Annotated in this window: 14 protein-coding genes; 6 read left to right on the plus strand and 8 right to left on the minus strand. The window is 39.7% G+C overall.

Annotated features, from left to right (window positions below; all coding sequences use genetic code 11):
• Positions 1–48: 48 nt before the first annotated feature.
• The 5 genes from FBF73_RS05600 to FBF73_RS05620 all read left to right on the plus strand — a co-directional run bounded on the left by FBF73_RS05600 (position 49) and on the right by FBF73_RS05620 (position 4306).
• Positions 49–807, plus strand: coding sequence for an amino acid ABC transporter ATP-binding protein (locus tag FBF73_RS05600; RefSeq protein ID WP_001229569.1), 759 nt, complete (start codon positions 49–51; stop codon positions 805–807).
• 10 nt (positions 808–817) lie between these two features.
• Positions 818–1612, plus strand: a complete 795-nt coding sequence (locus FBF73_RS05605; RefSeq protein WP_136937215.1) for a transporter substrate-binding domain-containing protein — start codon at positions 818–820, stop codon at positions 1610–1612.
• Positions 1613–1624: 12 nt separating this feature from the next.
• Complete coding sequence (locus FBF73_RS05610; RefSeq protein WP_124787827.1) at positions 1625–2302, plus strand: amino acid ABC transporter permease; 678 nt, start codon at positions 1625–1627, stop codon at positions 2300–2302.
• 9 nt (positions 2303–2311) lie between these two features.
• A complete protein-coding gene (locus FBF73_RS05615) occupies positions 2312–2971 on the plus strand; it encodes an amino acid ABC transporter permease (protein WP_000443889.1) in 660 nt (219 codons plus the stop codon).
• 144 nt (positions 2972–3115) lie between these two features.
• On the plus strand, positions 3116–4306 hold the full coding sequence (locus FBF73_RS05620) for a ferric reductase-like transmembrane domain-containing protein (protein WP_169435179.1): 1191 nt from the start codon (positions 3116–3118) through the stop codon (positions 4304–4306).
• A gap of 111 nt (positions 4307–4417) precedes the next feature.
• Here FBF73_RS05620 and FBF73_RS05625 read toward each other — a convergent pair whose 3' ends face one another.
• Together FBF73_RS05625 and FBF73_RS05630 are read right to left on the minus strand one after the other, a co-directional pair.
• Positions 4418–4855, minus strand: coding sequence for an Rrf2 family transcriptional regulator (locus tag FBF73_RS05625; RefSeq protein ID WP_124787829.1), 438 nt, complete (start codon positions 4853–4855; stop codon positions 4418–4420).
• 75 nt (positions 4856–4930) lie between these two features.
• Positions 4931–5773, minus strand: coding sequence for a metallophosphoesterase family protein (locus FBF73_RS05630; protein ID WP_136937217.1), 843 nt, complete (start codon positions 5771–5773; stop codon positions 4931–4933).
• A gap of 528 nt (positions 5774–6301) precedes the next feature.
• Between FBF73_RS05630 and thrS the strand changes: the two genes are divergently transcribed.
• On the plus strand, positions 6302–8245 hold the full coding sequence (gene thrS, locus FBF73_RS05640) for a threonine--tRNA ligase (RefSeq protein ID WP_136937218.1): 1944 nt from the start codon (positions 6302–6304) through the stop codon (positions 8243–8245).
• Positions 8246–8488: 243 nt separating this feature from the next.
• On the opposite strand, the gene FBF73_RS05650 is transcribed toward thrS, so the two are convergent.
• The 6 genes from FBF73_RS05650 to FBF73_RS05680 form a co-directional block, all read right to left on the minus strand.
• Complete coding sequence (locus tag FBF73_RS05650; protein ID WP_136937219.1) at positions 8489–9538, minus strand: DUF389 domain-containing protein; 1050 nt, start codon at positions 9536–9538, stop codon at positions 8489–8491.
• Positions 9535–9858, minus strand: a complete 324-nt coding sequence (locus FBF73_RS05655) for a potassium channel family protein (protein ID WP_000825751.1) — start codon at positions 9856–9858, stop codon at positions 9535–9537. The genes FBF73_RS05650 and FBF73_RS05655 overlap by 4 nt, the downstream gene beginning before the upstream one ends.
• A gap of 345 nt (positions 9859–10203) precedes the next feature.
• Positions 10204–11715, minus strand: coding sequence for an ATP-binding cassette domain-containing protein (locus FBF73_RS05665; RefSeq protein ID WP_033682171.1), 1512 nt, complete (start codon positions 11713–11715; stop codon positions 10204–10206).
• Between the two features lie 798 nt (positions 11716–12513).
• Positions 12514–13488, minus strand: a complete 975-nt coding sequence (locus tag FBF73_RS05670; protein ID WP_136937220.1) for a HAMP domain-containing histidine kinase — start codon at positions 13486–13488, stop codon at positions 12514–12516.
• Positions 13481–14158, minus strand: a complete 678-nt coding sequence (locus tag FBF73_RS05675) for a response regulator transcription factor (protein ID WP_125416121.1) — start codon at positions 14156–14158, stop codon at positions 13481–13483. The genes FBF73_RS05670 and FBF73_RS05675 overlap by 8 nt, the downstream gene beginning before the upstream one ends.
• Before the next feature lie 479 nt (positions 14159–14637).
• On the minus strand, positions 14638–14998 hold a 361-nt coding region (locus FBF73_RS05680), incomplete at its 5' end, for a G5 domain-containing protein (RefSeq protein WP_136937222.1).

Below are 14998 nucleotides of genomic sequence, written 5' to 3' on the forward strand. Positions count from 1 at the left end.
TTTTGGTGTAGAATCATGTTATAAAATCTAACACAAAGGAGATTCCTTATGGCTTTAGTAGAATTTGAACACGTCGAAAAATATTACGGAGATTACCATGCACTCCGCGACATCAATCTCCGTTTTGAAAAAGGGCAAGTTGTTGTACTCCTAGGCCCTTCTGGTTCTGGGAAGTCCACTCTTATCCGCACCATCAATGGTTTGGAGGCTGTAGACAAGGGAAGTCTTCTAGTAAATGGTCACCAAGTTGCTGGTGCCAGCCAGAAAGATTTGGTGCCCCTTCGCAAGGAAGTCGGCATGGTTTTCCAGCATTTCAATCTCTATCCGCATAAAACAGTGTTAGAAAACGTAACACTAGCACCCATAAAAGTTCTAGGAATTGATAAAAAAGAAGCTGAAAAAACAGCCCAAAAATATCTGGAATTTGTAAATATGTGGGACAAGAAAGATTCTTATCCAGCCATGCTTTCTGGTGGACAAAAACAACGGATTGCCATCGCACGTGGACTCGCTATGCATCCTGAACTCCTCCTCTTTGATGAGCCAACATCTGCCCTAGACCCTGAAACTATCGGCGATGTTCTAGCAGTTATGCAAAAATTGGCCCACGATGGTATGAATATGATTGTCGTTACCCATGAAATGGGCTTTGCCCGTGAAGTTGCCGACCGCATCATCTTTATGGCTGACGGAGAGGTTTTAGTAGATACGACAGATGTTGATGACTTTTTCGACAATCCAAGCGAACCTCGTGCCCAACAATTCCTCAGTAAAATCATCAACCACGAAAGTGACAAAGTCAAATAAGGAGGCGCCTATGAAAAAGAAATTCTTTTTATCAGCATTATTGATTAGCCTTTTCGGCCTTGTTGCTGCAAAACCAGTCCAGGCTGATACCAGTGTCGCAGACATTCAAAAGAGAGGCGAGCTGGTTGTCGGTGTCAAACAAGACGTTCCCAACTTCGGTTACAAGGATCCCAAGACAGGGACCTATTCTGGTATCGAAACTGATTTGGCCAAGATGGTAGCTGACGAACTCAAGGTCAAGATTCGCTATGTGCCAGTTACAGCACAAACTCGCGGACCCCTTCTAGACAATGAACAGGTCGATATGGATATCGCAACCTTCACCATCACAGACGAACGTAAAAAACTCTACAACTTCACCAGCCCCTACTACACAGATGCCTCTGGCTTTTTGGTCAATAAGTCTGCCAAAATCAAAAGCATTGAGGATCTAAACGGAAAAACCATCGGTGTTGCCCAAGGTTCCATCACCCAACTCCTGATTACTGAACTGGGTAAAAAGAAAGGCTTGACCTTTAAATTCGTCGAACTTGGTTCCTATCCAGAATTGATTACTTCTCTACACGCTCATCGTATTGATGCCTTTTCCGTTGACCGCTCGATTCTGTCTGGCTACATCAGCAAACGCACAGTACTACTAAATGATAGTTTCAAACCATCTGACTACGGTATCGTTACTAAGAAATCAAATACAGAGCTCAACGACTATCTTGATAACTTGGTCACTAAATGGAGCAAGGATGGTAGTTTGCAAAAACTTTATGACCGTTACAAGCTCAAACCATCTAGCCATACTGCAGATTAAGGAGGATACCCCATGACAGATTTATCATCTTGGACAGCCTATTTTCAGGATTTTGGACAATTTTTCAATGGTTTCCTCTTCACCCTTTCCCTAGCAATCGGATCCTTTATCCTAGCCATGGTTTTGGGCATCTTCTTTGGAGCCATGTCAACCAGCAAGCGTCCAATATTGAGAATTTTGGCTCGCATCTTTGTTGAATTTTACCAAAACACTCCCCTTTTGGTGCAATTTGTCATCGTCTTTTATGGTCTACCTCTTATCAGTGACCATATCATCATGATTCCGATTTATTGGACAGCCGTTCTCTGCGTGGGACTCTATCACGGTGCCTATATTGCTGAGGTGATTCGCTCAGGTATTCAGTCTATTCCTAGCGGTCAGATGGAAGCTGCCTTATCGCAAGGTTTTACCTATATCAGTGCTATGCGCTTGATTATCTTGCCTCAGGCTTTTCGTATCATTCTCCCTCCTTTGACCAACCAAATTGTTAACCTCATCAAAAACACCTCTACAGTCGCTATCATCTCTGGAGTAGATTTGATGTTTGTGACCAAGTCTTGGTCGGCTCTTAACGGAAACTATATCCCAGCCTTTCTAGGCGCTGCCCTGCTCTACTTCTCTCTATGCTTCCCTGTTGCCCAGTTTGGTCGCAAGATGGAGCAATCCAACAAAAAAGCCTATTCACTTTAGGAGGTTACTATGGAATCCATTTTAGAAGTTTTAACCCCAGATAACCTAGTCTTTATCTTTAAAGGATTTGGCTTGACCCTCTATATTTCTCTAATTGCCATCGTTCTCTCTACCCTTATCGGGACAGTGCTAGCAGTTATGAGAAATGGGAAAAATCCTGTCTTGCGCATCATCTCCAGCATTTACATCGAGTTTGTGCGCAACGTTCCCAACCTCCTCTGGATCTTTACTATCTTTTTAGTGTTCAAGATGAAATCCACACCAGCAGGAATCACTGCCTTTACCCTCTTTACATCAGCGGCTCTAGCTGAGATTATTCGAGGCGGTCTCAATGCTGTGGACAAGGGGCAATACGAAGCAGGAATGTCGCAAGGATTTACCTCAGCCCAAATCCTCTACCACATCATTCTCCCACAAGCCATTCGTAAAATGCTGCCAGCTATCATTTCTCAGTTTGTAACCGTGATTAAGGATACCAGTCTTCTCTACTCTGTTATCGCCCTACAAGAACTCTTTGGAGCCAGCCAAATTCTCATGGGCCGTTATTTCGAACCAGAGCAGGTCTTCAGTCTGTATATCCTGATTGCCCTCATCTACTTCAGCTTTAACCTAGCCATTTCTAGTTTGTCTCATATGCTAGCAAAACGTTGGCAACAAGCTGCAGAATAAACAGCCACTCTCCAGTTCAATTGGAGAGTTTTTTTGATGATAGTAGATATTTATATACCTCAATTTGACACCATACTTTTTCTATGATAAAATGTAACAAATTTATTTACAACAAATCAAAATATTAATGAAATGGAATTTTCTATGAAATCAATCAAAGGACTACTCTTTATCATAGCTAGTTTTCTCTTGACTATTTTAACTTGGATGAGCACTTCTCCCCAATTCATGATTCCAGGACTAGCTTTAACAAGCCTATCTCTAACTTTTATCCTAGCCACTCGTCTCCCCCTACTAGAAAGCTGGTTTCACGGTTTGGAGAGAGTCTATACTGTCCACAAATTCACAGCCTTTCTCTCCATCATCCTACTAATCTTGCATAACTTTAGTATGGGCGGTCTGTGGGGCTCTCGCTTATCCGCTCAGTTTGGCAACCTTGCCATCTATATCTTTGCCAGTATCATCCTTGTCGCCTATTTAGGCAAATACATCCAATACGAAGCTTGGCGATGGATTCACCGCCTTGTTTATCTAGCCTATATTTTGGGACTCTTTCACGTCTACATGATGATGGGCAATCGTCTCCTTACATTTAATCTTCTAAGTTTTCTTGTTGGTAGCTATGCCCTTTTAGGCTTACTGGCTGGTTTTTATATCATTTTCCTTTATCAAAAGATTGGATTCCCCTATCTAGGGAAAATTACTAATCTCAAACGCTTAAATCACGATACTATAGAAATTCAAATCCATCTTAGCAGACCTTTCAACTATCAATCAGGACAATTTGCCTTTCTAAAGATTTTCCAAGAAGGCTTTGAAAGTGCTCCGCATCCCTTTTCTATCTCAGGAGGTCATGGTCAAACTCGTTACTTTACTGTTAAAAATTCAGGTGACCATACCAAGAATATCTATGACAATCTTCAAGTCGGCAGCAAAGTAAGCGTAGACAGAGCTTACGGACACATGATCATAGAAGAAGGACGAGAAAATCAGGTTTGGATTGCTGGAGGCATTGGGATTACCCCCTTCATCTCTTACATCCGTGAACATCCTATTTTAGATAAACAGGTTCACTTCTACTATAGCTTCCGTGGAAATGAAAATGCAGTCTATCTAGATTTGCTCCGTGACTATGCTCAGAAAAATCCTAATTTTGAACTCCATCTAGTAGACAGTAGGAAAGACGGCTATCTTAATTTTGAGCAAGAAGAAGTGCCCGAACAGGCAACCGTCTATATGTGTGGTCCTCTTTCTATGATGAAGTCACTTGCCAAACAGATTAAGAAACAAAATCCAAAAACAGAGCTTATTTACGAAGGATTCAAGTTTAAATAACCACTCATACTCTCCTGGAATTTCCCAGGAGTTTTTTCTACGCAGTCTCAAAAAAACACTGCCAGATTTCTAGCAGTGTTTTGACATTTCATTTGCAGGCATCTATCCCTCTTAATCCTTCATTTGACTCTCTGCATCGGCCACGACTTGTTCTAGACTGGTCTGACCAAGCTCTGCCTCCATCGCCAGCTGAATTCTCTCCAGTTTTTGATCCAAAACATCATGAATACGAGCTCCAACTGGGCAATTTGGATTTGGATTGTCATGGAAACTGAAGAGTTGACCTGTCTTACCAAGACACTCGACCGCTTGATAAACATCTAAAAGACTAATGTCTTTGAGGTCCTTGACAATCTCTGTTCCCCCTGTTCCACGCGCTACTGAAATCAGCTCTGCCTTCTTCAACTGGGACAAGGTCTTTCTGATAATGACTGGATTGACCCCGACACTAGCAGCCAGAAAATCACTGGTCACCTTGCTTTCCTTCCCCTTGAGGGCAATGATTATCAGCATATGAGTCGCAATGGTAAATCTACTTGGAATTTGCATCCTCTTCTCCTTTTTACGAGGCTACCCTGCCTCTACTCTTCTTTTTCTATTATTATACCCTTTTTAGTTGTAATGTCAATCATTACCACTTTTCAACCAGGCATCTAACTCCCTATCGTAGCCCTCTTTCTGGGCCAGTTCTCTCAAAAATTCCTGATGATGAGTATGGTGGATACCATTGACCAGACTTTCATAATAAACCTCAAAATAGGGAAGTTTAAGATCTTTAGCCAACTGCAATTCAGCTACCACATCGTAGTCTACCCGTCGGAAATCCATATCTACCAATCCCTTGTCATCAAACTCTAAAATCATATACTGGGCCCGTAAGTCCTTCCGTAACTGGGCATCTAGAAAGAAAGGCTGCCCAATCGAACCTGGATTGACAATCAATTGACCACCAGTCCCGTAACGAAGCAACTGCTGATGAATATGACCATATACAGCGATATCACAAGGTGGATTGGTCACCAAGCGGTCAAAATCCTCTTGCGCTCCAGTATGAATCAACTCTCTCCCCCAGTTCTTATCAGGAAGATGGTGGCTAATTCCTACCGTCAAATCCCCAAACTGACGATGAATCTGTAGAGGTTGATTGTGGAGCATTTCGATTTCTTCTAGGGAAATTTCCTCTAAAACATACTGGCACTGGCGCAAGAGATAGCGTTGACTAGGACGAGTGCTATCCAATTCCTTGCGGACACCATGCCAAAGACTGTCTTCCCAGTTTCCCAAAACTCTAGCCGTAATCGGTAGTTGATCCAACAAGTCCAAAATCCTTCTACGCCCTGTTCCTGGCATGAGAATATCTCCCAAAAGCCAGTATTCATCCACTCCTAGCTGCCGAGTATCTTCCAAAACAGCCTCCAAGGCTGTAGTATTTCCATGAATATCTGAAAGAAGAGCTATTTTTGTCATTCTTTCTCCTCATTTCCTCTTATATATCTTTTTAATATTATAACAAAAAATACTGTATAATGGTTACCTTTGACCCACTCTTACTAAATCCAGAACACTACTTTTATCAAGGTACAGACTTATCAAAAAGATGATTTCACATTACTCCTAACAAAGCATAGCAAGCACTTTTCAATGAAGAAAATTCAAAAAAATCTACAAAAATCTTGAAAATTTTCACAATCATGCTATAATAATCCATAGAGACAAGTCACTTAGTCCCTTTCTACTAGAGAGTGCGTGGTTGCTGAAAACGCATAGAAAGCCTAAACTGATACTACTCTACTGACTTTTATGAAAACATAAAACGGTGGCCACGTTAGAGCCAATCAGAGGTGTCCCTCTCTTTTGAGGTACATAAATGAAGGTGGAACCACGTTGCGACGTCCTTTCGAGGATGTTGCTTTTTGTTTCTCTTTATTTAAGACTGCGAAATAGGGAAACACTTCTGCTTTAGAAATAATGGATAACCAATATAAGGAGAAAATTATGATTAACATTACTTTCCCAGATGGCGCTGTTCGTGAATTCGAATCTGGCGTTACAACTTTTGAAATTGCCCAATCTATCAGCAATTCTCTAGCTAAAAAAGCCTTGGCTGGTAAATTCAACGGCAAACTCATCGATACGACTCGTGCTATCACTGAAGATGGAAACATAGAAATCGTGACACCTGATCACGAAGATGCCCTTCCAATCCTACGTCACTCAGCTGCTCACTTGTTTGCCCAAGCCGCTCGTCGCCTTTTCCCAGACATTCACTTGGGTGTTGGTCCAGCCATCGAAGATGGCTTCTACTACGATACTGACAATACTGCTGGTCAAATCTCCAACGAAGACCTTCCTCGTATCGAAGAAGAAATGCAAAAAATCGTTAAAGAAAACTTCCCATCTATCCGTGAAGAAGTGACTAAAGATGAGGCACGTGAAATCTTCAAAAATGACCCTTACAAATTAGAATTGATTGAAGAACACTCAGAAGACGAGGGTGGTTTAACTATCTACCGTCAGGGTGAATACGTGGACCTCTGCCGTGGTCCTCACGTCCCATCAACTGGTCGTATCCAAATTTTCCACCTTCTTAACGTAGCTGGTGCTTACTGGCGTGGAAATAGCGACAACGCTATGATGCAACGTATCTACGGTACAGCTTGGTTTGACAAGAAAGACTTGAAGAACTACCTTCAAATGCGTGAAGAAGCCAAGGAACGTGACCACCGTAAGCTTGGTAAAGAGCTTGACCTCTTCATGATTTCTCAAGAGGTTGGTCAAGGACTTCCATTCTGGTTGCCAAATGGTGCGACTATCCGTCGTGAATTGGAACGCTACATCGTAGACAAAGAGTTGGCTTCTGGCTACCAACACGTCTACACTCCACCACTTGCTTCAGTTGAGCTTTACAAGACTTCTGGTCACTGGGATCATTATCAAGAAGACATGTTCCCAACTATGGACATGGGTGACGGGGAAGAATTTGTCCTTCGTCCAATGAACTGCCCACACCACATCCAAGTCTTCAAACACCATGTTCACTCATACCGTGAGTTACCAATCCGTATCGCCGAAATCGGTATGATGCACCGTTATGAAAAATCTGGTGCCCTGACTGGTCTTCAACGTGTGCGTGAAATGTCTCTCAACGATGGTCACCTCTTCGTTACTCCTGAACAAATCCAAGAAGAATTCCAACGTGCCCTTCAGTTGATTATCGATGTTTATGAAGATTTCAACTTGACTGAATACCGCTTCCGCCTCTCTCTTCGTGACCCAGAGGACAAGGAAAAATACTTCGATAACGACCAAATGTGGGAAAATGCCCAAACCATGCTTCGTGCAGCCCTTGATGAAATGGGTGTTGACTACTTTGAAGCCGAAGGTGAAGCAGCCTTCTACGGTCCAAAATTGGATATTCAAGTGAAGACTGCCCTTGGAAAAGAAGAAACCCTTTCAACTATCCAGCTTGACTTCTTGCTTCCAGAACGCTTCGACCTTAAATATATCGGAGCTGATGGAGAAGAGCACCGTCCAGTTATGATTCACCGTGGGGTTATCTCAACTATGGAACGCTTCACAGCTATCTTGATTGAGAACTACAAGGGTGCCTTCCCAACATGGCTTGCACCACACCAAGTAACCCTCATCCCAGTATCTAACGAAAAACACGTGGACTACGCTTGGGAAGTGGCGAAGAAACTCCGTGACCGTGGTGTCCGTGCAGATGTCGATGAGCGCAATGAAAAAATGCAGTTCAAGATCCGTGCTTCACAAACCAGCAAGATTCCTTACCAATTAATCGTTGGGGACAAGGAAATGGAAGACGGAACTGTTAACGTTCGCCGCTATGGTCAAAAAGAAACACAAACTGTCTCAGTAGATGATTTTGTTCAAGCTATCCTAGCTGATATCGCTAACAAATCACGAGTTGAGAAATAAGAGATAAAATCCTAGCTACCTAAAAAGCAACAACTAAAACAGCTGTTGCTTTTTATATTTTTACTCAATGAAAATCAAAAAGCAAACTAGGAAGCTAGCCGCAAGCTGTACTTGAGTACGGTAAGGCGACGCTGACGTGGTTTGAATTTGATTTTCGAAGAGTATTATTTAATCCGAGCTAGTAGTGATTGACCAAACCACCACACAAGATTTGCTTTCATGGGTTTGATAAGGTCAATATCCTCATTCCTTGTCTGCTTCATTTTCTTTTACGAGATCTTTTTGTGAATCTTTTTCGGAGAGTTTTTGATCGATATACTTGTTAATGGTTTCATAAAATTCCTTGGTCGAATCACTGTCTAGTTTTGTCGAATTATGAACTTGATTGACTTTCAATTGAACAGATTGAATACCGTATGAGGCTTGTTTTTGGTGGAGCGTTTCTAATTCTTCTTCTGAAATCGGATCTCCAACAACCGTCAAGACCAATTCATTGTCCCTTGACTTGTAGACTTGATTAATGACCGTATGATTGGCAAACTCTTTTCCTACAAACTGCTTGATTCCTTCTTTTCGCGCTTGGTCTATCGTCAGAGTGACTGCTGAATAACTAGCCGGAAGAATCAATAATACAATCAAGGATATCAACCCAATTCTCATTTTAATGTTTAGCTCTTTAAATGAACTTAAGGGAGATTTTCTCATCATAATTCTTGTTCCAACAATGTTGATTAGCATGATAAAGACACAGTTGATCAAGAAAAGATAGAGAGCCCCCAATAAAAATCGTACATTCCCATTAGCTAAACCATAGCCAGCAGTACAGATAGGCGGCATCAGAGCTGTAGCAATGGCTACTCCTGGCACGATATTGTTTGCTTCTTTTTTCCTTGAACCGATCACACCAGCAATCCCACCAGCAATAGCAATGAGGACATCCCAAATGGTTGGAGAGGTTCGTGCAATCAACTCGCTACTTGCATAAGACAAGGGAGAAATCCAGAAATACAGAGTCGAGACAAGCAAACTGACCAACACTTGAGTCAATAAAACCTCTAGAGATTGCTTGATTAAACGCGTATCAAAAATAGCTAAACCGAATCCCAGTCCAACAATCGGTGTCATGAGAGGTGAAATCAACATGGCTCCTATAATGACAGCTGTTGAATTCATATTTAGTCCGATAGAGGCAATAAAAATTGCACACATCAAAATCGCTGTATCTCTCAATCGAACATGAAGGTCATCGTATAATTTCTCACGGTATTCCCGTGTTGAATAATTGGCAGTCATTTGTCCTCTCCTCTTTCCTTATTTAAATTGGTATAATAATTAAAAATAACAGCTGATAAACAGCCAAAAAATATGAGCCCATAAATCGTCAAGAAGACACTGGTAATCCTTCCAATCAAGGTCACAGCTAGGAGATCCCCGTAGCCGACAGTCGTCGAAGTCACAAAAGCATACCAAAGACCGTCTCCGTAATTTGTGATAGCAGGTTCAACTAGGAAAAGCACGCCTCCTGACCCAAAAACAAAGGTCACAAAACTCAGAGCAAACCGAGTAAAACCCGTAACCTGCATAATATGCCATAACATTTTTAAACGTTTCATTTGTTCTCCTTATTCATACTAGCTCCTGACCGAGCCGTTTTTTTCCAATAATCAAAGTGAAGATAGGACATGATCTCCATCAGAGAAAGATAGACAAACTGATAGATCTGATTTAAGCTGATTATCAACTGATATTGTTTGAAAAATGACTGGAAGAAAGACCAGATATGACTGTCTTGAATCAGTCCCTTCTTAACATTATATCAAAAATTTTACAGTCTTTCTCTGAAGAAATCAATTAATTTAAAAGATAGAGAAAGGAAGAAATTTTTGTATCCTTATCCGAAGAAGAAAAACGATATCAGAAGAACCTTGATACTATGCGTTTTATTCTTTATAATTTAGCTATTTCAAAATTACAAGTTCTCCATTCTTAATTTCCCAAACTTGGTCAAACTTACTTAATAATTCGTTTTGGCGATGTAAAGTAACAATGACGGCACTTGGTAGTTCCAGAACTCTTTCCAATTCCATTTTAAACTGATTAGTATCCAAGGCAGAGAAAGGTTCGTCTAGGATAAGCAATGGATTTTTACGATTTTTCTCACGATTTAAATACATTCGTTGTTGCTGACCACCTGACAGGGATTGTGGTGGAATTTTTTCAAAATCTTCTTCTCTGAATTTTTCATTGAAACTATTGAATAGCGTTACATTATTTTCATAACTTGAAATAAATGTATGTTCTTGTTGCAGAATCATACCGAATCTTCCCCAAAGATGGTCCAAAACAAGCCCATCTAGCACAATTTGTCCTTCAAAATCTTCATCTGTTCCATTTAAAATGTTGAGAAGACTACTTTTTCCAGACCCATTCTTACCAATAAGCGCAATTTTATCCCCTTTTTGAATCGTAGCGGAAGTAATTATCAATTTTGATTCTCCCAGTTGTTTGGAAATATTTTTCAAAGTAATCGTATCAAAAGAATGTTGAGGTGCTTGAACTGAAACGGGTCTCCCAACAATGTTTTGAAAACTCTTGATTACAGGCTTTACGGACTCTAACATTTGTAAATCATAAAGGATTTCCTGTATTGGTTCAGAAAAAGCATTAATATATCCGAAACTCGCCACCACCTCAGGAATACCGAGTTGCTGGTGAGATAGAGAGTAGGCTAAATAAATAAACAGAACAAGACTAATGAATTCAAAAGAAACACCTGTCAATAAGATGCCTGTAATTTTTGTCAAACCATACTTAAAATACTTATCCTGCAAATTCTTTAGAGATCTCTTTTGTTGATTCAAAAAATGCGACATAGTTAGTTTATTTACCAAATGATGTCCCATGAGCAAATCCTCCAAAGTTCGATAGTAATCTCCTTGTTTTTTCAAGTAAACCTGTCTACGATTAGCGGTCAACTTCCCAACGATTTTAGGAATTTGAATACTAATTCCAGTGGAAAAGATTAAAATCAGTGATACAATAGGATTAATTGTTCTGCTAATAATGAAAGCGTAAATGATGATACGTAAAATTTGTTTGATAAAACTCATCAATGGAGGAAGGTAATCCTTTTCCAACGAATCTAGGTCATTAGATTGAAAGGAAATATACTCTGCTACTGTTTTCTGCTTGAAATCGTGGTGACTGAGTCCCAGAAGTGAACGAAACCACTCATTTTTCAAAGTAGTCGAAAAGATAATCCCCTGCTTCCAATCAAGTATCATTTGGATATAGTTACAACTCAAATAGCCTGCCACTGACATAGAGTAACCATATAGAGCTACTTGATAATCCCCTTTGATTAATGCCTGCGTGAAATACGGTAACAAAGCTGTGCAGATATTCGATACTACACCAAAAAGAAAATTAAAGAAGAGATACCATCTAATAGTTTTAAGATATGGTAGCATATACGATACTCCTTGCTAATGCGTTTTTTTACATATCTCAGAACAATCTCTACTATTCCTTATTTCAGATAGTGCGATACTCAGACATTTAGTGCAATAATTGGCAATCACACAAGTACTGCAGTTCTTACTATCATTCCAAGTATAATTTGCCATTTTGTAAAATATAGGTCTATCCCATGTTTCTTTGATAGATGTAAAATGAATATTTCCAACACTTCTATTGAAAGTAATCTTTTTCAGTTTTTCTAACGATTTAGGCTATTTCGTGACACACCCACAATCCGTGAAAATTCTGGTTATATCAGATTATGTGATTTTCGTAAGAATTTTATATTGTCTCCAATCATGGCAGTCTCCTTTTACTTGATAAAACTATTACAACATTTAGAAATTAAAAACTGGTTCAAAATCAATAGAATGTGTGTATTCGATACATTCAATAATTCTTTGGAAACGGTTCTACACCAGTTACACAAATCTATATACACCTATCTCATTCAAAATAAAAAGAAAGCTGCAGTTCTTTTAATCCTGTATCAACGATTCATTCTGAAATCGAATAGGAGACATTTCCCAAGTCTACAATTCACTTCATCTCAAATTAATTTTTGTAATTCACCCTTAGTTTATAGATTTTATACTCAACAAAAGTATAAAGCATACAAAACTTCACTTTGAACCAGTATTTATACTATATTCCGTATTAAAAACTCTATTATTGGTTTTGTAAAAAACAGTCTTCAAATATCCTGAAATATAGCAAAAAGAGATTGGGTAAAAACTCATTGTCTCTTCTCACTCAAGGACTAAGTTCACTTGAGCAAACTGAATCCGCACTATCGTTCCTTTTCCAACCTCAGACTCAATGCGAATCTGGTGACCCAGTTCTTCAGAAATTTTCTTAGATAGGTAAAGGCCAAGGCCAGATGACTGCTGAGTTAGGCGGCCATTATATCCTGAAAAGCCACGTTCAAAGACTCGGAGGACATCACTGTTTTTTATCCCGATTCCTGTATCCTTGATACAGAGTTCCTGGCCTTCCATATAAATCTCCAGACCACCTTCCTTGGTGTACTTGAGACTGTTTGAAATAATTTGCTCAATAACCACTAGTAACCACTTTTTATCCGTCACGATTTCTTTATCAAGGTCATGTAGATTGACATTTAGGCCTTTTTGAATAAAGAAAAGAGCATATTTACGAATTATTTCCTTGACCAAGTCCTCAATTTGAACCTGCTTTAAGACCAAATCATCATGGAAACTTTCTAAACGCAGGTACTGTAAAACTAGATTGGTATAAGAGTCGATCTTGAAAATTTCCTGTTCTAATTGCTGCTTCAGTTGGCGGTCGACCACTTCTGCAACTAAGAGTTGACTAGCTGCAATGGGGGTCTTTATCTGATGAACCCACAAGGTATAGTAATCCAGCAAATCCGTCAGTTTTCTTTCTGCGTCTGACCTCTGCTGGTAGAGTTCCATCTCACGCGCTTCTAATTTTTCTGCTAAAGCTCTTTCCAATGGAGATTTGGCTTCCCTCTCCCCATAGAGAATTTCCTGACGATAGCCCTGCATTTCCACCAATATGTCCCAAGCGAAAAATAAGATGGTTACAAAGCAACACAAGAGGAAAAAGTAGAGAAAGTAAATTCCTAAACTGGCAAATAAAAACTGAAAGAGCAAAACTAGAAATGCTAAAGCAAGCAGATAGACAAACAGACGACTACGAGAGCGCAGATAGGCTAGAAAAAATTGTTTCCAATCAAGCATGCTTCAGTCCGTACCCTATCCCTTTCTTGGTCTCGATAAATCCTACCAAGCCCTGCTCTTCCAATTTTTTACGCAAACGAGCCACATTGACAGAGAGGGTATTGTCATCAATGAAAAAGTCACTGTTCCAAAGTTCCCGCATCAGGTCATCACGCGCTACGATATTGCCTGCATGCTCAAACAAAACGCGTAAAATCTGGAATTCGTTCTTGGTCAAATTCAACACTTGCCCTTGATAATGTAAATCCATGGATTTGGTATTGAGGATCACACCGGCATATTCCAGTAAACTCTCGTCACGCCCAAACTCATAGGAACGGCGCAACAAGCCCTGAACCTTAGCTAAAAGAACCTGCTGGTCAAAAGGCTTGGTCACAAAGTCATCCGCTCCCATATTAATCGCCATGACGATATCCATAGCCTGGTCTCTGGAAGACAGAAACATAATCGGCACCTTAGAAATCTTGCGAATCTCCTGACACCAATGATAGCCATTAAACAAGGGTAAGCCAATATCCATGAGAACCAGATGAGGTTCCGACTGGACAAAAAGGCTCAAAACTTCCATAAAGTCTTCTACCAGAACCACTTCAAATCCCCATTCAGAGAGCATTTTCCCGACCTGTTGACGAATGACCTGATCATCTTCTACTAATAAAATCTTTTGCATGCGCTCCTCCTTTTCTATTATTATAACAGATTTTTCCATGCTAGAAGGGCTGAATTTGGGAATAGGAACTATAATTTTTGTAGTAGATAAATCCTCTATAGATATTATGGAGCCTATTTTGTTGAAAAAATCTCATAAGAACTATAATGAAAACAGCAGATGATTCATCAGGGAGTTACTTATGAGATTTGTTAAAAATTCACAGAATTGCTTAAATTAAAAGAATCAAATATTAAAACTTCCTCTATTTTTACAACCGACATTTACATAGAGATTCGTACTAAACTTGATCATACTGCTCTTTTGCCCCATCATTTCAAGGAAAGATAATCCAATATGATCTCCAAAAAAGCTATTAAGTTTATTGCCATATATATTACTTACATAGCAATATTTAAAATACTTTTTCATAATGCTAAAATTATTCTTTACCATTTTTATGAAAAACTCCTGTTACTATCAATTTTGAAATTTCATGCTCAATTTTTTCTTTTTCTAACACTCAATCCCAAACTCAAGAGAAGTCCTATTGAACCAAGAACAAATAAGTTGTTATCATCAATACTTGAAGTCCTTGGTAACTCCTTAGCAGAATTTACTAATTTTCTATCAGAACTAAGAATCATGTTCTCATTCGAAGGAATGAGAAGTGTTTTCTTGTCCTCCTCTCCTTCTATAGCTTTGATCCCTATTAAGACAACTTGATTAATCGGTTCTTTGGTAATATTGTTAGATAGCACACGACGTGTTTCTACACCATTGTCACTACTAATTTCTGTAATGATGGTACGCTGACCTTTCTCTCCTGCAATCAAGACCTTGGTTTGACCTTTTGGTAAG

Source organism: Streptococcus mitis, from assembly GCF_005144795.1.
Classification (GTDB): domain Bacteria; phylum Bacillota; class Bacilli; order Lactobacillales; family Streptococcaceae; genus Streptococcus; species Streptococcus mitis_BB.